The organism is Caenimonas sp. SL110 (assembly GCF_001044395.1).
Lineage (GTDB): Bacteria > Pseudomonadota > Gammaproteobacteria > Burkholderiales > Burkholderiaceae_C > Ramlibacter.
In genome coordinates this window covers 172,423-198,372 of record NZ_JANU01000016.1, presented here as the reverse complement: position 1 = coordinate 198,372, position 25,950 = coordinate 172,423, and the positions used below count along the sequence as shown (strand labels likewise).

29 protein-coding genes are annotated in these 25,950 nt (G+C 61.7%); 17 read left to right on the top strand and 12 right to left on the bottom strand.

Annotated features, from left to right (window positions below):
- Window positions 1-316: 316 nt before the first annotated feature.
- The 3 genes from AQ12_RS23010 to AQ12_RS22775 all read left to right on the top strand — a co-directional run bounded on the left by AQ12_RS23010 (window position 317) and on the right by AQ12_RS22775 (window position 1,359).
- Entirely contained in the window at window positions 317-619 is a 303-nt protein-coding gene (locus tag AQ12_RS23010) for a hypothetical protein (protein ID WP_048439992.1), read from the top strand.
- Between the two features lie 276 nt (window positions 620-895).
- The gene (locus tag AQ12_RS23005) at window positions 896-1,051 is read left to right on the top strand and encodes a hypothetical protein (RefSeq protein ID WP_161799022.1); all 156 of its coding nucleotides are present in this window, start codon (window positions 896-898) and stop codon (window positions 1,049-1,051) included.
- Window positions 1,048-1,359, top strand: coding sequence for a hypothetical protein (locus AQ12_RS22775; RefSeq protein ID WP_152682764.1), 312 nt, complete (start codon window positions 1,048-1,050; stop codon window positions 1,357-1,359). Before AQ12_RS23005 ends, AQ12_RS22775 begins: the two co-directional genes overlap by 4 nt.
- 473 nt (window positions 1,360-1,832) lie before the next feature.
- Here the strand turns inward: AQ12_RS22775 and AQ12_RS11325 are convergent, their stop codons facing one another.
- On the bottom strand, window positions 1,833-2,258 hold the full coding sequence (locus AQ12_RS11325; protein WP_048439989.1) for a transcriptional regulator: 426 nt from the start codon (window positions 2,256-2,258) through the stop codon (window positions 1,833-1,835).
- Between the two features lie 104 nt (window positions 2,259-2,362).
- Between AQ12_RS11325 and AQ12_RS11320 the strand changes: the two genes are divergently transcribed.
- The 4 genes from AQ12_RS11320 (at window position 2,363) to AQ12_RS11305 (ending at window position 4,252) form a co-directional block, all read left to right on the top strand.
- Window positions 2,363-3,247: a hypothetical protein gene (locus AQ12_RS11320; protein ID WP_048439988.1), complete on the top strand. Its 885-nt coding sequence runs from the start codon at window positions 2,363-2,365 to the stop codon at window positions 3,245-3,247.
- Window positions 3,244-3,612 (top strand): hypothetical protein, encoded by a 369-nt coding sequence (locus AQ12_RS22770; protein ID WP_152682763.1) that lies wholly within the window; start codon window positions 3,244-3,246, stop codon window positions 3,610-3,612. The genes AQ12_RS11320 and AQ12_RS22770 overlap by 4 nt, the downstream gene beginning before the upstream one ends.
- Before the next feature lie 119 nt (window positions 3,613-3,731).
- Window positions 3,732-3,929 carry a hypothetical protein gene (locus AQ12_RS11310; RefSeq protein WP_048439987.1) on the top strand — a complete coding sequence of 66 codons (198 nt, stop codon included), beginning with the start codon at window positions 3,732-3,734 and terminating at the stop codon, window positions 3,927-3,929.
- Window positions 3,926-4,252, top strand: a complete 327-nt coding sequence (locus tag AQ12_RS11305; protein ID WP_048439986.1) for a hypothetical protein — start codon at window positions 3,926-3,928, stop codon at window positions 4,250-4,252. The genes AQ12_RS11310 and AQ12_RS11305 overlap by 4 nt, the downstream gene beginning before the upstream one ends.
- Window positions 4,253-4,409: 157 nt before the next feature.
- On the opposite strand, the gene AQ12_RS11300 is transcribed toward AQ12_RS11305, so the two are convergent.
- Genes AQ12_RS11300 through AQ12_RS11290 form a run of 3 tightly spaced genes read right to left on the bottom strand, consistent with a single transcriptional unit; the run spans window position 4,410 to window position 6,644 of the window.
- Window positions 4,410-5,030: a LysE family translocator gene (locus AQ12_RS11300; protein ID WP_048439985.1), complete on the bottom strand. Its 621-nt coding sequence runs from the start codon at window positions 5,028-5,030 to the stop codon at window positions 4,410-4,412.
- A gap of 9 nt (window positions 5,031-5,039) precedes the next feature.
- The gene (locus tag AQ12_RS11295; protein WP_048439984.1) at window positions 5,040-6,383 is read right to left on the bottom strand and encodes a type II toxin-antitoxin system HipA family toxin; all 1,344 of its coding nucleotides are present in this window, start codon (window positions 6,381-6,383) and stop codon (window positions 5,040-5,042) included.
- A 3-nt stretch (window positions 6,384-6,386) separates the two neighbouring features.
- Window positions 6,387-6,644, bottom strand: coding sequence for a helix-turn-helix domain-containing protein (locus tag AQ12_RS11290; protein WP_048439983.1), 258 nt, complete (start codon window positions 6,642-6,644; stop codon window positions 6,387-6,389).
- A 138-nt stretch (window positions 6,645-6,782) separates the two neighbouring features.
- On the opposite strand from AQ12_RS11290, the gene AQ12_RS11285 reads away from it, so the two are divergent.
- Window positions 6,783-6,965 carry a hypothetical protein gene (locus AQ12_RS11285; RefSeq protein WP_048439982.1) on the top strand — a complete coding sequence of 61 codons (183 nt, stop codon included), beginning with the start codon at window positions 6,783-6,785 and terminating at the stop codon, window positions 6,963-6,965.
- 80 nt (window positions 6,966-7,045) lie between these two features.
- Here the strand turns inward: AQ12_RS11285 and AQ12_RS23000 are convergent, their stop codons facing one another.
- From AQ12_RS23000 to AQ12_RS11260, 6 genes are all read right to left on the bottom strand, one after another.
- Complete coding sequence (locus AQ12_RS23000; RefSeq protein ID WP_161799021.1) at window positions 7,046-7,201, bottom strand: hypothetical protein; 156 nt, start codon at window positions 7,199-7,201, stop codon at window positions 7,046-7,048.
- Window positions 7,202-7,311: 110 nt separating this feature from the next.
- The gene (locus AQ12_RS11280; protein ID WP_048439981.1) at window positions 7,312-9,522 is read right to left on the bottom strand and encodes a TRAP transporter permease; all 2,211 of its coding nucleotides are present in this window, start codon (window positions 9,520-9,522) and stop codon (window positions 7,312-7,314) included.
- 75 nt (window positions 9,523-9,597) lie between these two features.
- On the bottom strand, window positions 9,598-10,551 hold the full coding sequence (locus AQ12_RS11275; RefSeq protein ID WP_048439980.1) for a TAXI family TRAP transporter solute-binding subunit: 954 nt from the start codon (window positions 10,549-10,551) through the stop codon (window positions 9,598-9,600).
- 117 nt (window positions 10,552-10,668) lie between these two features.
- Window positions 10,669-11,082, bottom strand: a complete 414-nt coding sequence (locus tag AQ12_RS11270; protein WP_048439979.1) for an RNA-binding S4 domain-containing protein — start codon at window positions 11,080-11,082, stop codon at window positions 10,669-10,671.
- Complete coding sequence (locus AQ12_RS11265) at window positions 11,082-12,530, bottom strand: sensor histidine kinase (RefSeq protein ID WP_048439978.1); 1,449 nt, start codon at window positions 12,528-12,530, stop codon at window positions 11,082-11,084. The genes AQ12_RS11270 and AQ12_RS11265 overlap by 1 nt, the downstream gene beginning before the upstream one ends.
- Window positions 12,530-13,204, bottom strand: a complete 675-nt coding sequence (locus AQ12_RS11260) for a response regulator transcription factor (protein WP_048439977.1) — start codon at window positions 13,202-13,204, stop codon at window positions 12,530-12,532. Before AQ12_RS11260 ends, AQ12_RS11265 begins: the two co-directional genes overlap by 1 nt.
- A 128-nt stretch (window positions 13,205-13,332) precedes the next feature.
- Between AQ12_RS11260 and AQ12_RS11255 the strand changes: the two genes are divergently transcribed.
- From AQ12_RS11255 to AQ12_RS11245, 3 genes are all read left to right on the top strand, one after another.
- Window positions 13,333-14,292, top strand: coding sequence for a tripartite tricarboxylate transporter substrate binding protein (locus tag AQ12_RS11255; protein ID WP_048440033.1), 960 nt, complete (start codon window positions 13,333-13,335; stop codon window positions 14,290-14,292).
- A 137-nt stretch (window positions 14,293-14,429) separates the two neighbouring features.
- Entirely contained in the window at window positions 14,430-14,942 is a 513-nt protein-coding gene (locus tag AQ12_RS11250; RefSeq protein ID WP_048439976.1) for a tripartite tricarboxylate transporter TctB family protein, read from the top strand.
- A 1-nt stretch (window position 14,943) separates the two neighbouring features.
- Entirely contained in the window at window positions 14,944-16,446 is a 1,503-nt protein-coding gene (locus AQ12_RS11245; protein WP_048439975.1) for a tripartite tricarboxylate transporter permease, read from the top strand.
- Here AQ12_RS11245 and AQ12_RS11240 read toward each other — a convergent pair.
- Together AQ12_RS11240 and AQ12_RS11235 are read right to left on the bottom strand one after the other, a co-directional pair.
- On the bottom strand, window positions 16,443-18,782 hold the full coding sequence (locus tag AQ12_RS11240) for a hypothetical protein (RefSeq protein WP_152682762.1): 2,340 nt from the start codon (window positions 18,780-18,782) through the stop codon (window positions 16,443-16,445). The two genes, AQ12_RS11245 and AQ12_RS11240, sit on opposite strands and share 4 nt — an antisense overlap.
- 19 nt (window positions 18,783-18,801) lie before the next feature.
- Entirely contained in the window at window positions 18,802-19,239 is a 438-nt protein-coding gene (locus AQ12_RS11235; protein WP_082151545.1) for a CesT family type III secretion system chaperone, read from the bottom strand.
- A 160-nt stretch (window positions 19,240-19,399) separates the two neighbouring features.
- On the opposite strand from AQ12_RS11235, the gene AQ12_RS11230 reads away from it, so the two are divergent.
- The 6 genes from AQ12_RS11230 (at window position 19,400) to AQ12_RS11205 (ending at window position 25,925) form a co-directional block, all read left to right on the top strand.
- Window positions 19,400-20,848 carry a sigma-54-dependent Fis family transcriptional regulator gene (locus AQ12_RS11230; RefSeq protein ID WP_048440032.1) on the top strand — a complete coding sequence of 483 codons (1,449 nt, stop codon included), beginning with the start codon at window positions 19,400-19,402 and terminating at the stop codon, window positions 20,846-20,848.
- A 165-nt stretch (window positions 20,849-21,013) separates the two neighbouring features.
- Window positions 21,014-22,216, top strand: coding sequence for a substrate-binding domain-containing protein (locus tag AQ12_RS11225; protein ID WP_048439972.1), 1,203 nt, complete (start codon window positions 21,014-21,016; stop codon window positions 22,214-22,216).
- 123 nt (window positions 22,217-22,339) lie between these two features.
- Complete coding sequence (locus AQ12_RS11220; RefSeq protein WP_048439971.1) at window positions 22,340-23,143, top strand: ABC transporter ATP-binding protein; 804 nt, start codon at window positions 22,340-22,342, stop codon at window positions 23,141-23,143.
- Window positions 23,144-23,869: an ABC transporter ATP-binding protein gene (locus AQ12_RS11215; protein WP_048439970.1), complete on the top strand. Its 726-nt coding sequence runs from the start codon at window positions 23,144-23,146 to the stop codon at window positions 23,867-23,869.
- A gap of 17 nt (window positions 23,870-23,886) precedes the next feature.
- Window positions 23,887-24,864: a branched-chain amino acid ABC transporter permease gene (locus tag AQ12_RS11210; protein ID WP_152682761.1), complete on the top strand. Its 978-nt coding sequence runs from the start codon at window positions 23,887-23,889 to the stop codon at window positions 24,862-24,864.
- Window positions 24,861-25,925 carry a branched-chain amino acid ABC transporter permease gene (locus AQ12_RS11205; protein WP_082151544.1) on the top strand — a complete coding sequence of 355 codons (1,065 nt, stop codon included), beginning with the start codon at window positions 24,861-24,863 and terminating at the stop codon, window positions 25,923-25,925. The genes AQ12_RS11210 and AQ12_RS11205 overlap by 4 nt, the downstream gene beginning before the upstream one ends.
- The last annotated feature ends 25 nt before the right edge of the window (window positions 25,926-25,950 follow it).

Genomic DNA, 25,950 nt, shown 5'->3' with positions numbered 1-25,950 from the left:
CATGACTATTGAAACCCTCGTATCTCTGATCCCATCTTCTTTGCATGAGGTCTCCGGAGTGGTTTTCAATTCAGGAAAGGAGGCCTTTTGCTCTTCGTCTCCCCTTTACATCTTGGGTTTGAACCCCGGTGGAGATCCCGCAACGCACCAGCACGAGAGGGTGTGGGGACACACGCAGTCAGTGCTTGCTCGTAACACGGAATGGTGCGCCTATCGAGACAACTCGTGGGATGGGAGGGAGCCTGGAACCGCACCACTGCAAAAGAGCGTGCTTCACATGATGGGGCTGCTTGGATTCAATCCCGCCAGAGTCCCAATGAGCAACCTCGTTTTCAAGCGGTCTAGCGATGCGAAGAGCATTCAGCCCGAACTTCCAAAACTCATTGAAGATTGCTGGCCGGTTCATGAGAAATTGATTTCAGATCTCGGGACCAAGGTCGTCCTTTGCTTTGAGAGAGGAACCGGGGCAAAAGTGCGCAAGCTTTTGCAGGCCAGTGAACTCGTGGACGAAGTGCGTGAAAGGAACAACCGGAGGTACCGAAGTTACACCCATGTCAACAGCGAGGGTGTGGCGGTTGTGACGGTGATTCACGGCAGCCGGTTTCCCTGGTATGTCTAGGAATCCGATCCGACAGAGCTTGTGCAGCGTGCGTTGAACCGGACCTAGCTGCTCCCAGCCAACTCCCGCTCCAAGGCCAGTTGATCCACCAATTCGACAATGAGGCTGACCTGATGTTCTGACAACGTCCTCAGCCTTTCGGCGGAGGCGGCTTTGTCGCCCCTGCAGACATGCAAGAGGTGTCCGAATGCCCAAGGACCTTTGGAGACCAGACAGTTGTAACCGGCCACGTTACGGTTTATGCTGAAGCTTCATCTTGTTGTGGGAGCGTTTTGAATGGAATGGCTTGAAAAACTGTTCAACTGGCTCCGTGAGGTCTGGGCGAAAATGTCCGACGACGATAGGGAGGTGATGAAAGACGCCGTCGTTGCTGCCTTCAGGATGCTCCTGCGAGTCTTCTTCGACCTAGGCAATGAAGGAGCAGCGACGTGACTCGGCCCTCGTTCTTTGAGTTCGTCCGGGCCAAAGAGGGGCATCCTTTGCAACTGCCTGGTCCCGGCAATCAAGCAGCTCCTGGTGAATTCTTAAGTGCTCTCACTTCTGGAATGAACCAGCTCGCCCTTCCAGTTGAAGAATGCCAGCAAGTCGCAAGAGACTTAGCCGGTCTTGTCCTCGGGGACGAATTCTTAAGAGAGTTGAGCGTCAAGGTCGGACAGCCGCTTTCTGGTGAAACTGCCGATGCATTCGTTCAACGTGGAGAGAAGACTCTAAGAGCGATGCTGGACGAGTATCTAAAGTGAGCTTGAACCCAATAGCTATCGTGGCCGTCGCAGTGGCCAGGAGGGTATTTCGCTCTTTCGGCACGGTAAAGCTTGAAAGTGTTCAGGACTGGATCACACAACACTCCGACAAGGATCGCCATGGGGCGGGGTACTCCGGCAGCCGGGTGTCTCGGGATCCATCAAGTGGCTACGTTGAGGTACTGAAGCGCCAGAAGGGTTCCAGGCTCGAAGTGACTGCAACGGTCTACCTAGACCCCCGCCAAGGTGCCGTCGCCTCTAAGACGTGGACCGCATCCAAGCTCGACTCAGGTTTGGAGAAGTTCTTCGGTCGTAACCTGAGAGTTCGTATTGAGGTCTGACGAGCAATCAACTCGGCTTTTCTCGCAGTCTCGGTGTTCTCGCTGTAGTGGTTTACTTCGCCGCCGTTGTTGCTCTTTGGGTTTTCTTCGGTGCCCATCTTGTCGGGTCTACATTTTCGTGAACCTGTGCGACTAACCCGCCAACTCCCGCTCCAAGGCCAGTTGATCCACCAATTCGACAATGAGGCCAACCTGGTGCTCCGACAGCGTTCTGAGCCTCGAAAGGAGCTTGGCTTCAGGCTCGGTGAGTTGACCTGGCACAGACGTCGGGCTGCCCCGTTTCGCTTTGGCTGTCTTCTTGGCGGCAGTGGGTGGACTACCATTTTTGAGCCAGTACGAAGAGACTCCAAGCATCTCAGCCAAGGTTTCCAGCTTTTCCGCCGTAGGTCGAGCCTTGCCGGACAACCATTTCTGGCTTGCTTGATCCGTTACCGGCTCCCCTCTGTAGCGCAGATTAAATTCATGGGCCAGCTGCGAGGCAGTTTGAATGGACTTCGGAGCCCGCTTTAGGGCTGAACGTAGGCGTTCGGCAAAGGCAAGTTTCTCGTCCAGGGGCATGGACGAGGAGTGTGTGAGCGAGGCTGGTTCGATTGGGAACCATGTAGTTGTGAATAATAACCAGCCGGTTTATGCTGTGAGTTCTCTCCCTATTGTTCAAGTAGATGCCCACGCACTTCGACCCCATACACGCCGAGAACTATCTGCAGCGGATGGCCCTGGTAGGGGCTCGATCTGCACGAAATCAATTGCTCGCCTCATTTGAAGAACCCTTCGGAAAGGTTAATGACGCATACGAGAGGTTCGACTTCGACAAGGAGGGGCAAAGCTGGGATGAATACCTAAGCCTGTACCGTTCATTGGTCGACGACGCTAGGTTCGGTCACGCACAGAATGCAGTTACCCGAGCAGCAGGGGACGTGGCTCGCATGATCATCTGCGGCTTCACCGAAACGCTGGACGAGATCGAAGGTGGGGCGCAACGCCTCCCGGTGGGAAAGTATCGGTTAGGTGCCGATCTTCGGGTTACGCAGGAAGCAACGATATCTTCCATCATCATCAACTTCTTCGCTCCAGCGGTGTCAGACGCACGTGACGTTGAACTAAGGAGGGCATGGCTTGCGTCAAATTTGGAGGCTTACTCGGTGCTTCCAGGCGAGGAGATGGACATCGGCCAAGTCGCCCGAGGATTCGGACTTGGGGCGCTAGCCTTCGCCCATCCATTGCTCGGGGTACCGGCGCTGATAAGCAACTGGGCCAATGATGGCAAGCAAAAAAAGGCAGCAACTGATCGAGATGCGAAGTACGAGGAGGCAATGGCCCAGTTCTACGAGCGGGTCGAAGCGTTCCGAGAGCAACTGCTCAATGCGGCTGACCAAAGTGAGAGATACGTCCTTGAGAAGTGGCGAGAGATAAACGTACGGGCAATCATGACAGTACTTTCTGAGCTGGCTGCCGCTGGACACAGTGTTCAGCACTATCTTGACGAAATGGATTTAAACGAATTGGATGAACTAGAGGCCCAAGCAGGGCTAGGAGCCAAAACGTGAACGACACCATTCACGGCATTTTCAATATTTTCGGCGGCGTTGACTTCACCGACGACGATGGGCAACTTGCACACACTCGGCCAAATATCTTTGGTGGAGTCGATGTTTATCAGGACGGTCAGGTTGTTGACCATTCCACCCCAAATATCTTTGGAGGAATGAATCACTATGACGCAACCGGTGATCTGGCCCACACAACAGCTCCGAACATCTTCGGCGGCATCAACGTCTTCGACAATGGACTGCTAGAGGCCCACACGACGCCCAACATCTTTGGTGGGCAAAGCGTTTTCGGAGATGACGGCTCCAAGGTGGCCGAAACATTTCCCGACGCCACGGGTTTTCACGCCAAGTTCTTCAAGTGAGGCTTGATGAGTTTTGAAGACTCGAATAAAGCGACAAACTCGAATTCTCCGAGCTAACATATTGATAACAGGTCGACAACGTATCGACCGAAGACTAGAACAAAAAGAGGAGACAAACCATGTTCTTTTTCCCAGAAAACCAGGTAAGACTGGCCGTGAACACCGTAGGTGGCCCGACGAAGACTTCGAACCTGCTTGGGGTTTCAAACGCCTGTGTGCATAAGTGGATTGCAGCAGAGCGAGTGCCCGACATTGACCAAGCCAAAAAGCTAGCCGAACTCTCGAAAGTGGCTGTTGAGAAGTTGAGGGCGATATGAAGTACACGCCCAAAGCAATGATTCAAGGCGCTAGAGACGCCGGGTGGAGTCAGCTGATCGAGGAGAACCCTGTCACCGGGAATCTGCGACTAAGCGCCAGCCCTAATGACGTGATGGCTGTGATTGAAATCCTAGGAGGTTCGGGAAAGGCCGAGGGAATCCTGGGCGTTGAGGAAGTCGAAATACAGCATTGGATAGACGACCATTACGTGCCTACCCGTTACGTTGAAAAAATTCTAACAGTGCTGCCCCGGTGGAGTCGTTGGTCTCTCCAGACGCCGCCTTTCGATCCGCAGGCATCGGTCGGGGCTTGGACCGTTTGAGCTAACGGGGTATAGTTTCAGGTACCGGCAAACGATGAACCGAAAATGTTCAATCGTTGCAGGTACTTAGGCTCTCGATACTGCTGCCTCCGTTTCCGCCAATCTAACCCGCTGAATTCGTTACGAAGTCAGCGGGTTTCTTTTTGTCCGGATGGGGTTACGTCCGCTGCCGCGTCAGCGCCAACACCGCCCCCAACGCAATCATCGTCCCACCCGAAATTCTCGTGAGCCATCGGGCGCGCGCACTGCGAGCGGCATCCGACCGCAACAGCCGATGCGCCGCGAACACCGCGACCACATCGACGATGGTGTTCAGCGCGACGCAGATCGTGCCCAGCAGGATGAGTTGCGGCACCAGCGGCTCCGATGGCGACACAAATTGCGGCAGGAACGCCAGAAAGAAGAGAGCGGTCTTGACGTTCAACGCCTCCACGACAACACCCTCGAGCAGCGCCCGTCGCACGCCCTGCGTGGCGATGGGCTGGACCGCCGCCGTGGTTGCATCCTTGCGCAGCAAAATCCGTATGCCCAGGTAGATCAGATAGGCAGCGCCCAGGTACTTCACCAGGCTGAACGCGAACGCCGATTGCGCAACCAGTACAGACAGCCCCAACGCAGCGGCCAGGACATGGAACATGCCGCCTATGCCCGTGCCCAGGCAGGACGCCAACCCCTCCTTGCGGCCACTGGCGACGGTTCGGGCAACGACGTAGGCGATGCCGGGGCCTGGCGTGATGGCCAGAACGAGTGCTGCGATGGCGAAGGTGAGCAAGGTCATGGCGTGATGCTACTGGCTATCGAGCCGCAGGGCCTGCGATCGCACACCTTCAAAAATCGCATGCGCGATGTCTTGCGGAAATTCGTTCGGGATCTGGTGACTGACCGTCTCGATCGCTGGCTCCACCTGGTCGAGCAGTTCCTCAATGAGGTCATCAGCGCTGGCACCCCATCCAGCGCGCGCCGCGAGTGCATCGAAGTGTCGCCGCATGATCGTCGCCAACTCGTAGTGCGGATTGCTTCCACGAATCGCCATTGCGAGTTTCACCCGGCGCAGTGGCAGATGATGCTTGCCTTTGCCTTTGCCGATGACGGGCCAGGCCGACAGCACGTCATAGAGCGGCGTCAGGTGGAACCTGCCGCCTGCCATCAGGTGGATGCTGAAATTCTTGGCATGCCCGTCGGTGGCCGCCATCAACCAGAACAGGATCTGGCTTCGCAGCAGCGTTTTGAGGTCGCCTCGCGCACGCTCCGAACCCGCCAGGATGCGGGCTACGTCCAGGATTCCCGGACCACCATCTGCCTCGTACTTTTGATCGGGGCTGATACCCAGCGCCTGGCAGAAGTCCTCCTGCGGCAGGCGCGTGATCCATGTTTGCGATTCATGTAGCCGACGGTCGAAACGTTCGACAGCGAGCACGGCCGGGTGGTCCGCGAAGGTGACGATTTCGGCGTGCGCAACCGGAACGCCAAATGCATCGAGCAGGCGCAGGCAAAGCCACTCGTTGTACACGGACGTGCGCATGTCGGCCTGCATGTTCCCGACCAGGCCCAGAGGCATCTTGAGAATGTGTGTGGTGGGGGTGGCGCCGTGCGGGGCCATCCATCGGTTGCCGTGTCGCAGCAGCGCGGTCTTTTCCTGCGCGCCGGCGATCGAGATGCGGAAGTCCCAATCTGCGTCCTGCTTGCCGGGCAGGGCTGTTCCGGCAGCGTTGCGCAGCAGGCGCGCGACGTCGTCATCTGTCATCGCCGTGCCTTCGATCCGGTTGAAGCCCTCGGGCGAAATACCTTCGGCAAGCAACTGGATGGCGCCCACGCAATCGCGTCCTATGGCGGCGAGAAGGTCAAACGGATCCTGCGATCCAGCGGCATAGCGGGCTGCCAGCCGGCGGCGGATGTTGTCGTTCTCGGGCAGCAGGTTGTGAAAGTAGTTCTCGACCACAGGTCCGCGCAATGGTTCGTTGCCAACCAGCGCAAGCGGCAGAGACAGCGACAGGGGTCGTCCTAGCGGCGACGCCAGCCACGAGGGCTCGTAGCGCAGCTCTGCAGGCCCGCGACCGGCCGCTTGCCAGGTTGCAACGCGCTCGCCGTTGGCCCAGACGGCCAGGGTTCGGGTGTGGGACTTTCGACCCACGGCTTACCACTGCGCCCTGGTGGGGGTTGGCTTGGTATCGTCCGCAACCTGGAGCGCAAGCTGCAAGCCGAGCTGGTTGCAAAGGGCCAGGAGCTGATCGACGTTGAGCGTGCCGGGATTGCGCTCGAGGTCCGACAACCGGTTCTGGCTGATATCCAGCCGTGCCGCGAGTTGGGCCTGTGTCAATTTCTGGCTCTTGCGTGCGCCCTGCAGCTGCACCCCGAGCTGGCTGGGTGTGAGGATGGGCTGGATGTGCGTCATAAAAATATCGGTATTACGGATAAATGTAATTTATCGATAATAACGATAAATAGCAAATATCTGTATTACCGATACTGCAATTGCCCGGCTACCGCCCGCAACGATAATCACCCCATCGTTGTGACCCGCTCCTGACCCATGCCTTATTCGCTCCCCGCCATCCTGTTCGCGCTCGCCAGTTTCGTGGTCACCTTCATCGTCGCACGGCTGCTGCGCAAGTGGTTCATGAAGCGCAAGGCCGGGCAAATGCAGGCCCAGGCGCTCGCTGCAGAAACGCGCCAGATGCGCCGCGCGCGCGAGCGCAAATCCGGGCCACGATAGTCAACCGCGCCTGGCAAAACAAAGGCCGCCCGAGGGCGGCCTTGCTGTTGGCGCGAACAACGCGCGAATATCCCGCAACCTCAATGCGGCTTGTGCTGCGCGCCCGCATTCGAGCCGGCAGGCAGAACACGGGAGGCATTCGAAGCTGTGCCATGCGCGAGCCCGTACGAAGCCGCCGTCACCGCAAGGATGCGCGGAACCCGCTGCAGGATGGATGCTGTCTTGATGTCGTTCATTGTCTTTTGTCTCCGTTACTCATTCGAGGCGAGACGCAGTATTGAACAAGCTCATGGCAACGGTGTGACAGCAGGGTTCAGCAGTTTCCGTCGGCGCGGTCCGACATTTTTCAGGCAGGCGCCGCTGTGGAAGCCTTCGCCAGCTTCCATGCCGCCAGTTGCCGCAACAGCACCGGCAGCGCCATCAGCGCGCCGATGATCGTGACGACCAGCCCCGGCGCGATCAGCAGCAGCGCTGCAGCAACACACAGCACCTGCTCCCAGCGCTTCAACTCGACCAGGAAGAACTTGCTCAGAGCCGCTGCGAGCACGGTGATCCCCAGGATGCATCCGATGAAGGTCACGCTGAAGTCATACCAGGTGAAGCCCTTGGCCACCAGCAGCAGCGACGGCGAGAACACGAACACAAACGGCACCAGCACCTTGGCCAGGCCCAGCCGAAACGCCATGTTGCCCGTCTTGAACGGATCACTTCCCGCCATTCCGGCCGCGGCATAAGCCGCCAGCGCAACCGGGGGCGTGATGTCCGCGAGGACTCCGTAATAAAAGACGAAGAAGTGCGCGACCAGCGGCTCCACACCCAGCTGCACGAGCGTCGGCGCGGCGACCGTGACCATGATGATGTAGTTGGCGGTAGTGGGGATGCCACAACCCATCAGGATGCAGACCATGCCCGTCATGACTAGTGCTGCGAAGAGCGTCAGCCCCTTCAATGTCACGATGCCTTCGGGCACCACCGACGACACAACGCCTGCGATCGCAGTGGCCCATCCGGTGATGATGAAACTGATCTTGAACCCGACGCCGGTGAGCGTGACAACGCCAATCACGATGCCGACGGTTGCAGCAGCCGCGCCGACAGCCAGCGCATATTTCGCGCCGGTCTCGAATGCCTCGACCAGCACGCCATGACGGATGCGCCCGGTCACGCCGAACACGCGCCACGCGACAAGCGCGATCACCACGCCAGCAGCAAAGATGCCGAGTTTGATCCACTCGCTTTGCTGCCCCAGGTTTGCAAAGCACAGCACGCCGAGCATCGCGTGCAGCACGACCATCAGCGTCCAGTTGCGCGCGTCGTTGCCGCTGGTCTTGGTCACCAGGCCCACGATCGCGCACGATGTGATGCCGGTGAAGGCGGCCAGGTAGGGCGTGCGACCCGACACCAGGATCGCGATCAGCAGGAACAGCGGAATCAGCGTGGGCCAGCGCATGCGCAGCGACTCGCGCAGCTTGGGCATCTCTTCGTCGGTCAGGCCGCGCAGGCCGTAACGCTTGGCTTCGAAGTGCACCTGCATGAACACGCCAAAGAAGTGCATGAACGCCGGGATGACGGCGGCCATGATGATCGTCTGGTAGGGCACGTTCAGGAACTCGATCATCAGGAACGCCGCCGCCCCCAGCACCGGCGGCGTGATCTGTCCGCCGGTGGATGAAGCCGCTTCCACCGCGCCTGCGAATTCGCGCTTGTAGCCCACGCGGATCATTGCGGGAATCGTGAGCGATCCGACGGTGACCGCGTTCGCCACCGAAGAGCCGCTCAACATGCCGAACATCGCAGAGCCGAACACGCTCACCTTGGCGGGGCCTCCCGCGAATCGTCCGGCGATGCTGGCCGCGATGTCGAGAAAGAGTTGGCCCAACCCGACCCGCGTGGCCATCACCCCGAACAGCACGAAGTGAAAGACATAGGTTGCCACGACACCCACCGCCACCCCATAGATGCCCTGGCTGGTGAGGTACTGGTGGTTGATCATCTGGCTCCAGTTCGCGCCTGCATGCTTCAGCAGCCCCGGGAAATAGGGGCCGAGCATCGCGTACGCAGTAAAGCCAATCGCGATCAGCGGCAGCGGCCATCCCATGGAGCGGCGCGTCGCCTCCAGCAGCGTGATGAACAGGATGGACCCCATGACCACATCCGACGTATCCGGGTTGCCCACGCGAAACGCGAGATCGTCGAAAACGTAGGGGATGTACAGCACGCTGGCCGCGCAGGCCAGGCCCAGCAGCCAGTCGACCAGTGGCACGCCCCCCGGCGAGAGCCAGGTATTGCGCGCCGGTTGCTCATGCGATTTTTTCGTCGCAGAAAACACCAGGAAAATCAGCCCGAGGACGAAGGCCAGGTGAACGCCCCGGTGCGTGGTCTCGCGCAGCAGGCCGAAACCCGCCGTGTAGAAGTGAAAGCACGACAGGATGATCAGAAGCCACTTGATGATCTGCAGCGCAGGCGGCACGGTGGGCCGAAAGCGCATCTCGGGATCGAACTTCTCTTCCAGCTCCTGCAGCTTCTTCTCGTCGAGTGTGGCGACGGTTTCCGTCATGGGTGTTTCCTCTTTCCCTCAAACAAGAAGGGAGGCGTGTGCCTCCCTGTTTTTTTGTACTGCTGTGCAGCCGGCTTATTTCAGCAGGCCGACTTCCTTGTAGAAGCGCTCGGCGCCAGGATGGTAGGGGATGCCCACGCCCTGCACAGCGTTTTCCTTGGTGATGAACTTGCCCTTGGCATGGCCCGCCTGCAGCGACTTTTGCGTCGCGTCGCTGTACATCGCCTTGGTGACCTGGTAGACGGTTTCCGCGTCGATCTTCGCGCTGGTCACCATCTGTGCGCCGACGGCCAGGGTCTGCACGGCGCCGATGTCCTTGTAGGTGTTCGCGGCGATGGTGTCGACAGCAAAGTAAGGATTGGACTTGCGCAGCGCATCGGCAGGTGCGCCGACCAGTGGCACGAGTTCGATGCCGGTGCCGCCCGAGGCCAGCTCAGCGATGGCGCCTGCAGGAGCGCCGCCCACGAAGAAGAACGCATCGAGCGCGCCGTCCTTGAGCTTGTCGCCGGCCTGGTTGGGCTTGATGTATTCGGGCTTGATGTCCGACTCTTTCACGCCGAAAGCGGCCAGCACCATGCGTGCATTGATCAGCGTGCCCGAGCCCGGCTCATCGAGCGCGACCCGCTTGCCCTTGAGGTCGGCCACGGACTTGATGCCCGAACCCTTCTTGACCACCAGGTGGATGCTCTCGGGATACAGGTTGGCGATCATGCGCAGGTCCGTGACCTTGGGCTTGCCTTCGAACGCGCCGGTGCCGGTGTAGGCCCAGGTGGCCACGTCCGATTGCGAGAAGCCGGCTTCCATCGAACCGCTGGCAACAGCGTTGACGTTGGCGAGCGATCCGTTGGTGGCTTGCGCCGTGGCGACGAGCTTGCCCGGTTGCGACACGGCATTGGCGATCATGCCGCCGACGGGGTAGTAGGTGCCGGCGGTGCCGCCCGTGCCGATGCGAAAGAACTGCTGTGCGTTGGCGGCGCCCGCGAATGCGAAAGTGGCGGCAAGGGCTGCTGCCCAGAGCTTGAATTTCATGAAAGGTACTCCTGGAAAGTCTTGTCCATCGGACGAGCAAGAAGTACACCATGAGGCGGCGCGCCACGCGCCTAGTGAAAGCCCGCAGCGCTGGGGCCAGGGCAGGTGAGCGCTTAACTACTCATCGACCGATGCGCTCCACCGGTCGCCCCAGCCGCGCTGCGCGTCATCGAGCTCGCGCCGTCCGCGCTTGGTGGGGCGGCCGTGTTCGATCGAGCGCGCGGGTTCGGGGGAGAGCTTTCGTTGTTCAGCAGAGGCCTCGCGCGCTTTCACGCTCTCAGCCGTTTCTTCATAGAGCAGCTGCGCAACGGGAGCAGGTCCTCGCATGGCCGACAGCGCCTTGACCACGACCGCGCGGGTGATCGCGCCTTGCCTGACCGAAACCGTGTCGCCCGCCTTGACCTCGCGCGCAGGCTTGACTTCGGCGCCATTGACTTCCACGCGCCCCTTGACGATCTCATCCACAGCGAGGCTTCGCGTCTTGTAGAAGCGCGCCGCCCACAGCCACTTGTCGATACGCAATTTATCCATCAATTGCCATTGTCTGCCAGTGGCAGGCGGACAGTTGTATCCAGACCTTGCACGACGCCGTGCGACTCGCGGTTGTCCAGGCTGATCGAGCCCTTGAGCGCGCTCACGATTTCCAGGCAGATCGCCAGCCCCAGACCTGATCCGCTGCGCGCATCGCCGGGAGAAAACGGCTGGAACAGCCGCGCCCTGAGCTCGGCGGCAATCCCCGGGCCGCTGTCGGTGATGGTCATGGCGACCGCGTTGTTGCCGGCCACCACCCGCACCGAAATCGCGCCGCCCTGGGGCGATTGCTTGATCGCGTTGTGCAGCAGGTTGCGCGTGAGCTCGCGCAGCATCCATTCGTGGGCCAGGACCGGGGCGGGCACGGTGTCGATGCCGAAGTCGATGTCCTTGCCCGCGATCAGCGGCGATAGCTCCAGCGCGATGGTACGCACGATTTCTGAAAAGTCCTCGACACGGACGTCCCCCTGTTCGCGGATCTGCTCGACCTTGGCCAGCGACAGCATCTGGTTGGCCAGCACCGTGGCGCGATCGACCGTATCGTTGATTTCGATGAGCGCCTGCCGGGGCTCCATGTCGCCATGAAGCGCCGATTGCACTTGCACCTTGAGCACGGCAAGCGGTGTGCGCAACTGGTGTGCGGTGTCGCGCACAAATCGTTTCTGGTTATCGAGCAGATGAGCCAGCCGCGCCATCACATGATTCGTCGCTTCCACGAGCGGTAACAGTTCGCGAGGCGCATCCGGCACGTCGACGGGGCTCAGGTCGCCCTCGGGCCGCTGCTCCATCGTCTGGCTCAGCCGCCGCACCGGGCGCGTCGCGCGTTGCACCACCACGATGGCGACCAGCGCAATCACCGCCACCAGCACAGCCTGACGCCACAGCGTATCGACCAGGATCTTGCGGGTGAGCGTCTGGCGCAGCTCCAGCGTCTCGGCAACCTGGATCACGGCCATGCCGCGTCCGGCCTGGCTGGCGACGGGCTGCAGCAACACGGCAATGCGGACCGGCTCACCTTGAAACGTGCCGTCGTAGAAATCCACCAGGGCAGCGTAGGTGTTGCGGTCCGGCAGTGTTCCTGTCCATGCGGGCAGCTCCTCGAAGCCCGAGATGAGCTGCCCCTTTTGCGTGGACACGCGATAGAACATGCGGCTCTGGTTGTCCGCCTCGAACGCTTCGAGTGCGGCATAGGGAACGGTGACGCGCAGTTTCGCGGCCTCGTCGAAACCTTCCACATCAAGCAACTCGCCGATCGACTTGGCCGAGGCGAGAAGGGTGCGGTCATACGCGGTGTTCACGGCTGCCAGCGTTTGCGCATAGAGGCTGAATGCATTGATGAAGACAAACAGCCCGACCGGCACCAGGATGCCCAGCAACAGGTAGCGGCGCAGCGAAATGGGACGCTCCCGCTGGGTTGGCGTTTCGCGCTCACGGCCCGGTTCAGTCATCAGGCTTGCGCCTTGAGCAGGTAGCCCAGGCCGCGCAGCGTCATCAGGGTGGCACCGGTGGGCGCGAGCTTCTTTCGCAACCGGTAAACCACGACTTCCACCGCCTCGTACTGCACATCCGCCTCGCCGGGAAACACGAGTTCGAACAGGCGCTCCTTGCTCACCGCGTGGCCCGGCTTGACCATCAGGGCTTGCAGCAGGGCAAGTTCGCGCGGGGTCAGCTCCAGCACCTGTGCGCCGTGATAGATCGCGCCGCTGTCCCTGTCGTAGCGCAGGTTTCCGACCGTGTGCGAAGGCGTCTCGCGCTGGCCCGCTGCGCGCCGCCGATGCAGCGCATGCAATCGCGCTTCGAGCTCGTCCAGGTCGAAGGGTTTGGCCAGGTAGTCGTCGGCCCCGGTGTTCAGGCCGATGACCCGGTCGCCCACGGTGCCTCGCGCCGTGAGGATCAGGACCGGCGTTGCCAGGCCGCCGCCCCGGGCGCGCTCCAGCACCTGCAGGCCGTCCAGGCCCGGTAATGTGAGATCGAGCAGCACGACATCGGGCTCATGCGAGCGCCATCGCTCCAGCGCCTGGCGGCCGTCCGAGCAGGCGTGCACCTGCATGCCACGCCGCGTGAGCGAGCGCTCGAGCGTGGCCTGCATGGATGGATCGTCCTCGACAAGAAGCAGCTTCATGGGTGCACAGGTTAAAGGCTGAGGGTAGCGAGCCGCGTTTCAGTAGTTTCCCCAATGCCCCGGACAGCCGATTGACAGGCAGACGGCGCATGATTGCCAGGTCTGAAAAAAACCAAATGGAGACCAATATGCGTCGAGACACATTCCTCAGAACCATGGCCGCCCTGGCCGCAGCCGGCGCCCTGCCGCTGACAGCCCGCGCAGCCGCCAACGTCAAGATGATGATCCCGGCCAACCCCGGCGGCGGCTGGGACACCACAGGCCGTGCACTGGGCAAGGCGCTCATCGACTCCAAGGTCGCTGACTCGGTGAACTACGAAAACAAGGGCGGCGCCGCCGGCGCTCTGGGCCTGGCGCAGTTCGTCAACGGCAGCAAGGGCGACCCGAACGCCATGATGGTGATGGGCGCCGTGATGCTGGGCGGCATCATCACCGGCAAGCCGCCGGTGAGCCTGTCGGCAGCCACGCCGATTGCACGCCTGACCAGCGAATACAACGTGTTCGTGCTGCCTGCCAATTCGCCGCTCAAGACGATGGCCGATGTGGTCGCGCAGCTGAAGAAAGACCCCGGCAGCGTGAAGTGGGGCGGCGGTTCGCGCGGTTCCACCGAGCACATCGCAGCCGCGATGATTGCGCGTGAAGTGGGCGTGGACCCAGCCAAGATCAACTACGTTGCGTTCCGTGGGGGCGGTGAGGCGACTGCGGCCATCCTGGGCGGCAACGTCACGGTCGGCGGCAGTGGCTACAGCGAGTTTGCCGAGTACATCAACACCGGCAAGATGAAGGCGATCGGCGTCACTTCGGGCGCTCGCCTGAAGGGCGTGAATGTGCCCACGCTCAAGGAGCAGGGCATCAATGTCGAGATCGGCAACTGGCGCGGCGTCTATGGCGCACCCGGCATCACCGACGCACAGCGCAAGGCACTGACCGACATGGTGCTGGCCGCGCTCAAGACCAAGAGCTGGACCGAGGCCCTCGAAAAGAACAACTGGACGCCAGCTGTCCTGTCGGGCGCCGCGTTCGAGAAGTTCGTCGATGACGACTTCGCCAGCCTGCGCGCAACCATGGTCAAGTCCGGCATGGTCTGATCGCCGGGGCCTGATGCCCGCGCAGTACCAGCGGTCATCAGCGGCCCACAGCGGTCATCAGCGGTCACCAGCGGCGCCCGGCTCATCACCGGGCGCCATTTTTTCGCGTTGCCAGACAAGAGCTGGAGAAACTCGCCATGACAGAACAACACTCAAAGAATCCGGCGCAAGTGGCGGTGGGCGCTGGCGTGCTCCTGCTGGGCCTGGCGCTGGCTGCCGGCGCCATCAGCATTCCGTCGGCTGCAGGCTATGGCGGCGTGGGGCCGAACTTCCTGCCCTGGGTCGTTGCCGTATCGCTCGTGCTGTGCGGCGGCATGATCCTGTACGAATCGCTCACGGGCGGCTTTCGCAACATGGAAGAGCCTTCGGGTGACGCGAAGACCTATTGGGGCGCGCTGGCCTGGATCTCCGCCGGCCTGCTGGCCAACGCCGCGCTCATCACCACCATCGGATTCATCCTGAGCTGCACGCTGTGCTACATGCTCGCGGTGCAAGGACTCAAGCGTGCGCAGGGGCTGCATGCAACATCCGCTCGCGCGCTGCTGATGGACCTGGTGACCGGTGCAGCGATTGCCGCGCCGGTGTTCTGGATGTTCACGCAATTCCTGGCGATCAACCTGCCGGGCCTCACATCGACCGGGTGGCTCTGACATGGAAATCCTCAACGCACTGCTGCACGGTTTCGCCGTCGCCATCACGCCCGTCAACCTGATGTGGGCCTTTGTCGGCTGCGTGCTCGGCACAGCGGTCGGTGTTCTGCCCGGCATCGGGCCCGCAGTGGCTGTCGCCATGCTGCTGCCGATCACTGCCAAGGTCGAAGTCACGGCATCGATGATTTTCTTTGCCGGCATCTACTACGGTGCGATGTACGGCGGCTCGACCACCTCCATCTTGCTGAACACACCCGGTGAGACCGCGACCATGGTGACGGCGATGGAGGGCAACAAGATGGCCAAGAGCGGGCGAGCCGGCGCGGCGCTTGCGACAGCGGCCATCGGCTCGTTCGTGGCAGGAACGATTGCAACCATCATCGTGACGCTCTTCGCGCCGGTCGTTGCCGAGTTTGCGGTCAAGCTCGGCCCGCCTGAATATTTCATGCTGATGGTGCTGGCATTCACCACGGTGAGCGCGGTGCTCGGCAAGAGCACGCTGCGCGGCATGACCGCGCTGATGATCGGCCTGGCGATCGGCTGCATCGGCCTGGACCAGATTTCGGGCCAACCGCGCTACACCATGGGCAAGGCCGAGCTGCTCGACGGCATCGAGATCGTCCTGGTGGCGGTGGGCCTGTTTGCCGTGGCCGAGGTGCTGTACGCCGGCATGTACGAGGGCAAGGTTGTCGAAAAACAGAACGCGTTGACCAAGGTCTACATGACCAAACGCGACTGGAAGCGGTCGATCCCTGCGTGGCTGCGCGGCACTGCCATCGGCACGCCGTTTGGCTGCATTCCGGCAGGCGGCACCGAGATTCCGACGTTTCTTTCCTACGCCATGGAAAAGAAGCTCGCCAAGGGAGAAGACCTGGCGGAGTTCGGCACCAAGGGTGCCATCGAAGGTGTGGCCGGTCCTGAGGCGGCGAACAACGCCACCGTGACTGCGGCGCTCATCCCCTTGCTCACGCTGGGAATCCCCACGTCGAACACCACGGCCATCTTGCTGGGCGCATTCCAGAACTACGGCCTGCAACCCGGTCCGCAGCTGTTCACCACATCAGCTGCATTGGTGTGGGCGCTGATTGCGTCGCTCTATATCGGCAACGTGATGCTGCTGATCCTGAACCTGCCGCTGGTCAAGCTGTGGGTGATGCTGCTGAAGATCCCGAAGCCGCAGCTCTACGCAGGCATCCTGATCTTCGCAACGGTGGGCGCTTATGGCATGCGGCAAAGCGCGTTCGACCTGGTGCTGCTGTATGTCATCGGCCTGATTGGCGTGTTGATGCGTCGCTACGACTTCCCCACAGCACCGGTGGTGGTGGGCATGATCCTCGGGCCGCTCGCCGAAGCGCAGATGCGCAATGCCGTGTCGATCGGCGAGGGCAGCTTCGCGGTCTTCGTGCAGCGGCCCATGTCGCTGTCGCTGCTGATCCTGGTGATTGCGGTGCTGGTGCTGCCGCGCCTGTCGCGGATGATGAGTCGCAGGCGGGCGGCGGCTTAGGACCTGGACGACGGCCGGGCGACGCCTTCGTCCATGGTCGGGCTTCGCGTGGGCGGCGGGGGGATCTCATCGTCGTCCCCTACCTGCGTGGCGGTCTGCGGTTCGGCCCGTCCTTGTGACACGGCCTCGTTGTAGCGCCGCAGGCCTTCCTCGGCTTCTTCGTGCAGCTTTTTGGCCAGGGCCATGATGCCGCTGGTGAATGGCGAGTTCGGCAGGAACTTCGATCGGGCGATATAGCGGCCGAACTTGCGCGTCATCGCGGCTGGGGGATATTGGCCCTCGCTGAGCAGGGTTGCCGTGTGCGGATTCTGTTCTGCCCGTCTGGGTCGATTGGCATTGGCGAGCCGTTCAACATGCTCCCTGACGTCGTCGAAGGCTTCGTTGCCCTTCACGAAGCCCAGAATCTCGGGGTCCAGCGTCCTGCGAAGAATGGGGACTTCCCAGTGTGTAGGCGGCGTGTTGAAACGCGCCACGTGAAGCAGGTCCTGGCACTTGAACAGGTGCAGGAGCTTGTCGAAGAGAAGCCGGTTGGCCGAACCCTCGGTGGCCTGGGCGCTGATGCCGGGAATCAGGCGAAGCCCGGGCACCAGCTCGAAAGGGCCCATCAGGATGGCATGGAATCCGGCGATGCCAAACGGCATGCTGCTGGCGTTCAGCGCAGCAATCGCCGGATCGCAAAGTGTCCAGTTCAGGCAGTCATTCATCAGGATGCGAAAGCCCCCCACGCTCGAATAGACGTGCGGCGCCGCTGGCGACGATACGAGCCAGCGCCACCACGACATGAACTTCCGGTTCTGCAGGGAATTGGCTGCGTCGGCGACCTGCTGGGTCACCTCGGGCGTGATGTGGATACGCACGACCTCTGCGTCAAGCTCTTCTTCCGGTGGCGGGCCTGGTATGGCGTCCTCCAGAGGCGGTGGAGGTTCGTCGGGAGGCGGCGGAATTTCATCGGCTGCATCGGTCCTGCGCAATTTCGAGCGCAGGGCGATCGAGCCGCCTTCGGTCCTGGCGGCCGCCCACATGGAAAACATGATGATCGGATAGAGCGTCCATTCGTACAGCCCCACATGCATGTCGACCGTAGGCGAGGTCATGGGCGCACCGTCGCCGGCGTGGATGGTCAATGCATCGGCCCATTTGAAATTGAGCAAGGCTTCAACCACGAAGCCGGCGTTCACGATGACGAAAGGTGCCATGAACATGGCAGTCTTGCCGGCCAGTTTCTCGACGCTGTCTGCCCCAAGCTCACGGCCCTCCTTGCCGACAAAAACGATATCGGGCATCAGCCTCGCGCCGAACTTCTCGAGAACGCCGCGCCCCAGGCAGTAGATGTGGGTCTTGTTGGCCGCAGCAACCAGGGACGTCAGCATCACCTTGTTGAACTCGGTGCCCGTGAGATTCCAGCCATTCGTCAGTGCCAGCCCGAGGGTGAAGACCGTCGGTAATTGCCCGAGGGCAGCAGTAATTTTGTCGTGGTGTTCGCCACCGACGCGATGAATGTATTCGTCGCCATCTTCGTCCTTCGCCTTGAAAGTCAGCATCGACGAAAAGGCGCGGCCCGCGTACTTGTGGGAGATGACCACATGCGCGAGAAAGAACGGCGCGCTCAGGAACAACGCGTTTCGATTGTCGGCTGCGGGGTCGCTGCCATCGAGCAGGTCGTTGATGTAGAGCATCGTGATGTAGGTGACCACCGATGCGAACTGGCGGATCGTGAAGATCGCGCCGAGCGTCTTGAGGCCGCTGCCGCCGGCCAGCTCGAGCGTGCTGCAGATGCTGCTCCACGGCATTCGCGGCAGATGGAACTCGGGCAGGTGGAGCTGCGGCAAATGCGGCAGATGCGGGATGTGCGGCATGTGGGGCATGTACTCCCGCACGTCCGCCCAATGCCACGCCGGTCCGTCGTGGGGTGAGGCAGGGGACGACTCGTGGGAGGACTCCTGGGGCGAGTCGGCGGCAGGGTTTGCCAGCTCGTGTTCATTGATCGGGATGGTGAACGTTGCAGGCTCGGCGACGGGCTGGAGTACCGCGCCGGTGCGCAGTATTTCGTAGGCCTCTGGCGTGGCCGGAAACCGGTACGACAGGATCGAATCAACGATGTCGTTGGCGCCGGGGTGCGAAGAGGGCAGTGTGCCGTGCGTTGCCGCGCACCTTTGCGGCTCTGTGGGGTGCGCCTTGACAACGATTGGCGCGGTAGTCGGGTCGACCGCAGCAGCTGCGCCGTCCCGGTCGGACGCGAGCTTGGCATGGGGTACAGGGAGTGCAGCCCGCATGGGGTTGCGGGGACCGGCCCGCAGCGGCCCGGCTCGGGAGGGAAGGGAAGTACTGCCGGTCATGTTTAACGCCTTGCCGCTCTCAGGCGGCGTGCGAAGCTGTTTGCAGGAAGTAGGTATCGCGCCATTGCAATGCCATCGCCACCAGGGTGCGCACCGACCGCAGGAGCTCCACGCCCGATCGTCCCTGAAACGGATACCTGGCCTGCAGCGTGACATTGCCGTAGACCGGATGAATGCTGAATGTGGACGCGGTTTCTTCGCCCAGCATGGTGAAGTTGATCAGGAGCAATGCGCGAAGGGCCTGGGCCTCGTGTTCGGGCGGCGGCGGCCCGAAGTCGATGAGCACAAACGCGCTGTCGGGGTGGGTGGCCTGCGTGTGCATGATGTTGACGGCAACATCTGCGATCTCGGTGGAGAAGACCATCACGCCCTGGCTGTCGGGGGCTAGCTGCGGTGCCGGTGCATTGGCCGCTTCGCAAAACCCGTCGCACAAGGCCTGAAAATTCGCGACGCTCATTGGGACTCCTTGTGCCGGGCTGTCGACTGACGAGGAGACAGGGTAAGCGCGGCCCTTGAAGACTTGCACTACCCGGAAGTCTCGAACTCGCTTGGTGGTTACACCGAGCTAGCGTTTTCCACCGGTGGCCGGCACCGGCGCTGCCGCTACCATCGGCCGCATGGCTACCACCGACCCGCTACCGCTTGACGGCCAACGCATCCTGGAGCTGGCGGCTCGCTCGATGTTCGACATGTTCGCCAACGCCAGTGAAGGCATGCTGCTGGTCGATCGCGAGGCACGCGTGGTGTGGATCAACGACCAGTACAAGCGATTCCTGCCGGCGCTCGGGTTTCCGCGCGTGGAAGATTTCGTGGGCCATCCGGTGTCCGAAGTCGTGCACAACACGCAGATGGACCGCGTGATCCGCACCGGCAAGCCCATCCTGATCGACCTGCTGTCCAACCGGGCCGGCACCTTTGTGGTCAGCCGTATTCCGCTGCGCGATGAAACGGGGCAGGTGATTGGCGCGCTGGGGATCGTGCTGTTCGACCATCCCGAGACCACGCTGCAACCACTCATCGAAAAGTTTGCGGCCCTGCATCGTGACCTGGACGACGCACGCCGCGAACTGGCGAGCCAGCGGCGCACCAAGTACACCCTGGCAAGTTTTGTCGGCAGCAGCGATGCGGCTGTCGAGGTCAAGCGGCAGGCGCGGCGCGCGGCGATGTCATCGAGTCCGGTGTTGCTGCTGGGTGAAACCGGTACCGGCAAGGAGCTGCTGGCGCAGGCGATTCACGCCGCATCCAAGCGCGCCGACGGCCCGATGGTCAGCGTGAACATCGCAGCCGTGCCCGACACGCTGCTCGAATCCGAATTCTTCGGCTTTGCGCCCGGCGCGTTCACCGGCGCTGACCGCAAGGGTCGTGACGGCAAGTTCAAGCTGGCCGATGGCGGCACCCTCTTTCTCGACGAGATCGGCGACATGCCGCAATCGCTGCAGGCCAAGCTGCTTCGCGCGCTGCAGGAAGGCGAGATCGAGCCGCTGGGTTCCAACAAGCTCATCCGCTTCGATGCGCGGGTGATTGCGGCGACGTCGCGTGACCTGGGTCAGCTGGTGCGTGAGGGCAAGTTCCGCGAAGACCTGTACTACCGCCTGAACGTGCTGCCGATTCGCGTGCCGCCCTTGCGCGAGCGCAGGGACGACATCCCGGCTCTTGTTGAAGTGCTGGCCGAGGACATCGCCACGCGCAATCAGACCGGTCCCCTCGAACTGAGCCCGGAGGCAGTGGCGATGCTGGCTGCGCAGCCCTGGCGCGGCAACACGCGCGAACTGCGCAACGTGCTGGAGCAGGCGGCCATGCGCAGCGACTCGCGCCACATCGAAGCCGTGCACCTGGAGCAGGTGCTGCGGGAGGCCGGCATCGAGCGCGTGGCGCCGCTGCCCCTGGGCCAGCGCGTGGGACAGCGCGGTGACCTGCTGCGATCGCTGGGCGACCAGGTCGCTGAACTGGAGCAGCAAGCCATTGCTGCCGCCATGACGGCGACCGGCGGAAACAAGGTTGCTGCGGCAAAACTGCTGGGAATTTCCCGAGCCAAGCTCTATGAACGGCTTGAGTTGACTGTCTGAATTTCAGTCATATGCCTGATATTAAGACATATCAAATGTCTGAAATTCAGGCGCACTCGGGTTTTCACTTAGCAAAATCTCCTTTGAAATCAACGGTCATCGGGCTGGCACGGGCTGTGCAATAGACCAAAGTCCATTCGAGATCAGTACAAGGAGACACGATCAATGAAACGTCGCATCTGGGTTGCGTTAGCCGCGCTTGCCACTTCCGCCTTCGCCGCCCCTGCCGCATTTGCGCAGGCCGGCAAGGACATCAGGATTGCCCACATCTACAGCCGCACCGGCCCGCTCGAAGCCTACGGCAAGCAGACGCAAACCGGCCTCACGATGGGCCTGGAATACGCCACCAACGGCACGATGATGGTCAACGGCCGCAAGATCGTGATCCTCGAAAAAGACGACCAGGGCAAGCCTGACCTGGGCAAGTCGTTGCTCGGCACCGCCTATGCCGACGACAAGGTCGACCTCGCCATTGGCCCCACATCATCGGGCGTTGCGCTGGCCATGCTGCCGGTCGCCGAGGAATACAAGAAGATCCTCCTGGTCGAGCCCGCAGTGGCCGATTCGATCACCGGCGAACGCTGGAACAAGTACATCTTTCGCACCGGCCGCAGCAGCTCGCAGGACGCGATCTCCAATGCCGTGACGGTTGACCAGCCGGGCACCTCGGTTGCCACGCTGGCCCAGGACTATGCATTCGGACGCGACGGCGTGAAGGCCTTCAAGGACGCGATCAGCAAGTCGAAGGTCGTGCACGAAGAGTACCTGCCGCAAAACACCACCGACTTCACCGCCGGTTTCCAGCGCATCGTTGACCGCCTGAAGGACCAGCCGGGCCGCAAGGTGATCTTCGTGATCTGGGCCGGTGCGACGCCGCCGTTTGCCAAGCTCGCCGACCTGGACCTGAAGAAGCGCTACAACATCGAAGTGGCGACGGGCGGCAACATCTTGCCGGCCATGGTTCCGTACAACAACTTCCCCGGCATGGAAGGCGCGAGCTACTACTACTACGGCTTCTCGAAGAACCAGGCCAACCTCTGGCTCGTGACCAACCACTACACGCGCTTCAAGAGCCCGCCCGACTTCTTCACCGCTGGCGGTTTCTCGTCGGCCATGGCCATCGTCGCGGCACTCAAGAAGACCAACGGCGACACCAACACCGACAAGCTCATCACCGCCATGGAAGGCATGAGTTTCGACACGCCCAAGGGCACGATGACCTTCCGCAAGGAAGACCATCAGGCGATGCAGTCGATGTACCACTTCCGCGTGGCGCCCGGTGCGCGTCCCGGCGCGATGGCTGACCTTCACCTCGTGAAGGAAATCAAGCCATCGGAGATGAACGTCCCGATCCGCAACAAGCGCTAGGGCCAGGTCAGCAGGGACGATTCACCGTCCCTGTTTTTTTATCGGCAGTCGAGTATTTCCGCTCCCGCAACACGCGGGGGTGAGGCGAAGTGTTTTCTTTTTTTGGGACTTGAAACCGAGACCATGAGCCTGCTTGCAACCAAGGACCTGACCATCCGCTTCGGCGGCCACGTGGCAGTCAATGCCGTGACCTGTGCTTTCGAGCCGGGCACGCTGACCGCCATCGTCGGCCCCAACGGCGCTGGAAAGACCACCTATTTCAATCTCATCTCGGGGCAGCTCAAGGCTTCTGCCGGACAGGTCACGCTCGATGGGCGCGACCTGTCGGGCTTTTCGGCATCGCAGCGAACGCGCGCGGGTTTGGGGCGCGCGTTCCAGCTCACCAACCTGTTTCCGCGCCTGTCGGTGCTGGAGAACATCCGGCTGGCGGTGCAGGCGACGCGAGACGGCGCGCACCACCACGGCTTGAACCTCTGGAGCATCTGGAGCGATCACAAGGACCTGATGCAGCGGGCCGACGAGATCCTGGTGGCGGTGAACATGCATCACAAGGCGACCGAGATGGTCGCGAACCTGCCGCACGGCGACCAGCGAAAACTGGAGGTGGCCCTGTTGATGGCGCTCGAATCCAGGGTCTTCATGTTCGACGAACCGACCGCGGGCATGAATGCCGCCGAGGCCCCCGTCATTCTCAATTTGATCCGCAAGCTCAAGGAAGACAAGAGCAAGACGATCTTGCTGGTGGAACACAAGATGGATGTGGTGCGCGAACTGGCCGACCGGATCATCGTGCTGCACAACGGATCGCTGGTGGCAGATGGCGAGCCGGCGCAGGTGATTGCATCGCCGATCGTGCAGGAGGCGTACCTGGGTATCGCACCGGACGCAGCACCGGTGCCGGGTGAAGAACGACAGGGAGGTTTCTAGATGAGCGACAACCTCCTGACGCTCAAAGGCGTGCAGACCCACATCGGCGCGTATCACATCCTCCACGGCGTTGATCTCGAAGTGCCGCGCGGCAAGCTCACCATGCTGCTGGGCCGCAATGGGGCGGGCAAGACGACCACGCTGCGAACCATCATGGGCCTGTGGAAGGCATCGGCGGGCAGCATCACCTTCAACGGGCAGGACATCACGGCCATGCCGACGCCGCAGATCGCGGGACTGAACGTGGCCTATGTGCCCGAAAGCATGGGCATCTTCTCGGACCTCACCGTCAAGGAGAACATGCTGCTGGCCGCCCGCAGCGCACGCACCGCATCGCAGATCGACGCCACGCGCCTCGAATGGATCTTCAGGCTCTTCCCGGCAGTCGAGAAATTCTGGAACCACCCGGCCGGCAAGTTGTCGGGTGGGCAAAAGCAGATGCTGGCGGTTGCACGCGCCATCGTCGAGCCGCGCGAACTGCTCATCATCGATGAGCCGAGCAAGGGCCTTGCGCCGGCCATCATCAACAACATGATCGACGCCTTCGCACAGCTCAAGGCCAGCGGCGTGACCATCTTGCTGGTCGAGCAAAACATCAATTTCGCCAAGCGGCTGGGCGACACGGTGGCCGTGATGGACAACGGCGTCGTCGTGCATGCCGGTGCCATGCAGGCGCTGGCCGAAGACGAGGCGCTGCAGCACTCGCTGCTGGGGCTGGCGATATGACGGATGTGACAGGCACCATGAAAAAAGATTTCGACTGGAAGCCGATGGCGCTCGTGCCCATCCTGGCGATTGCCGTGTTTCCCTTCATCGGCTCGGGCTCGACCTGGGTGACGTTGACGGTGGCGGGCCTTGCGATGGGCATGATCATCTTCATCATCGCCTCGGGCCTGACGCTCGTGTTCGGCCTGATGGACGTGCTGAACTTCGGGCATGGCGTGTTCATCGCGCTCGGTGCATTCGTGGCGACCAGCGTGCTGGGCGCGATGGGCGACTACACCTCGTCGGCCAGCCTGCTGGTGAACATGATGGCGGTGCTGCCTGCAATGGTGATCGCGATGCTGGTGGCTGCCGCCGTGGGGCTCGCGTTCGAGCGCTTCATCGTGCGGCCGGTGTACGGCAATCACCTGAAGCAAATCCTGATCACGATGGGCGGGATGATCATCGGCGAAGAGCTGATCAAGGTGATCTGGGGTCCGCTGCAGATTCCCTTGCCGCTGCCCGAAGGCATGCGCGGGAGTCTCTTCATCGGGGACGCGGGCATCGAGAAATACCGCGTGATCGCGGTGGTCGTCGGCCTGCTGGTGTTCGGCGTATTGCTGTGGGTGCTGACACGCACCAAGATCGGCCTGCTGATCCGCGCGGGCGTGCAGGACCGCGAGATGGTCGAGTCACTCGGCTACCGTATCAAGCTGCTGTTCATTGGCGTGTTCGTCGTGGGCAGTGCGCTGGCTGGCCTGGGTGGCGTCATGTGGGGCCTCTACCAACAGAACGTGATTCCGCAGATGGGCGCACAGGTCAACGTGCTGATCTTCATCGTGCTGATCATCGGCGGGCTGGGGTCCACAACCGGTGCGCTGATCGGCGCGTTGCTGGTGGGCCTCATGGCGAACTACACCGGTTTCCTGGTGCCCAAGGCGGCGCTCTTTTCAAACATCGCGCTGATGATGGCCATCTTGCTGTGGCGTCCGCAGGGTGTTTACGCACTCTCCAAATGATGCTGAACCGACTTCTTTCCGCCGACTTCCCGCGCAGCCGTGTGCTCGCGGCGATTCTCGTGCTGCTGCTTTTGGCGCTCGCACTGACGCCATTCCTGATACCCGGCGTCAAGGCGCTGAACGTGGCCGCCAAGATCCTCGTGTTCGTTGTGCTGGTCGCCAGCTTCGACCTGCTGCTGGGCTACACCGGCATCGTGAGTTTTGCGCACACCATGTTCTTTGGCATCGGTGCCTACGGCGTGGCGATTGCGTCGAGCAAGATGGGTGCGGGCTGGTCGGCGATCTTCGTGGGCATCGGCGTTGCGCTGGCGCTGTCGTTCGTGCTCGCCCTGGGCATAGGCCTGTTCTCGCTGCGGGTTCGCGCGATCTTCTTTTCGATGATCACGCTGGCCGTTGCGGCTGCGTTCCAGACGCTCGCATCGCAGCTGTCGGACATCACCGGCGGTGAAGACGGCCTCACCTTCAAGATGCCCGAAGTGCTGTCGCCCAGCTATCAGCTCGGCGAGTTTCTCGGGGTGTCGATCGACGGTCGGTTGATCTGCTACTACCTGCTGTTCATCACCGCGCTGGTGCTGCTGCTGGCCATGCTGCGCATCGTCAATTCGCCGTTCGGGCGCGTGCTGCAGGCGATCCGCGAAAACGAATTTCGCGCCGAAGCCATCGGTTATCGCGTGGTGGTCTATCGCACCACCTCCAGCATCCTGTCGGCGCTGTTCGCAACGCTTGCCGGTGCCATGCTCGCGATCTGGCTGCGCTACAACGGGCCGGACACATCGCTCTCATTCGAGATCATGCTGGACGTGCTGCTCATCGTCGTCATCGGCGGCATGGGAACCATCTATGGCGCCGCCATTGGCGCGGGCATCTTTGTCGTTGCGCAAAGCTATCTGCAGGACCTGCTCAAGCTTGCCAGCGATGCGACCAGTGGCTTGCCCTGGCTGTCGGCCTTGCTCTCGCCCGACCGCTGGCTGCTCTGGCTGGGCCTGCTTTTTGTTCTCTCGGTCTATTACTTCCCGACAGGTGTGGTGGGGCGTTTGCGCGCCGCGCGCAGCCCTGCGTGATTGATGTTGTGCTGATGTGTGTGTG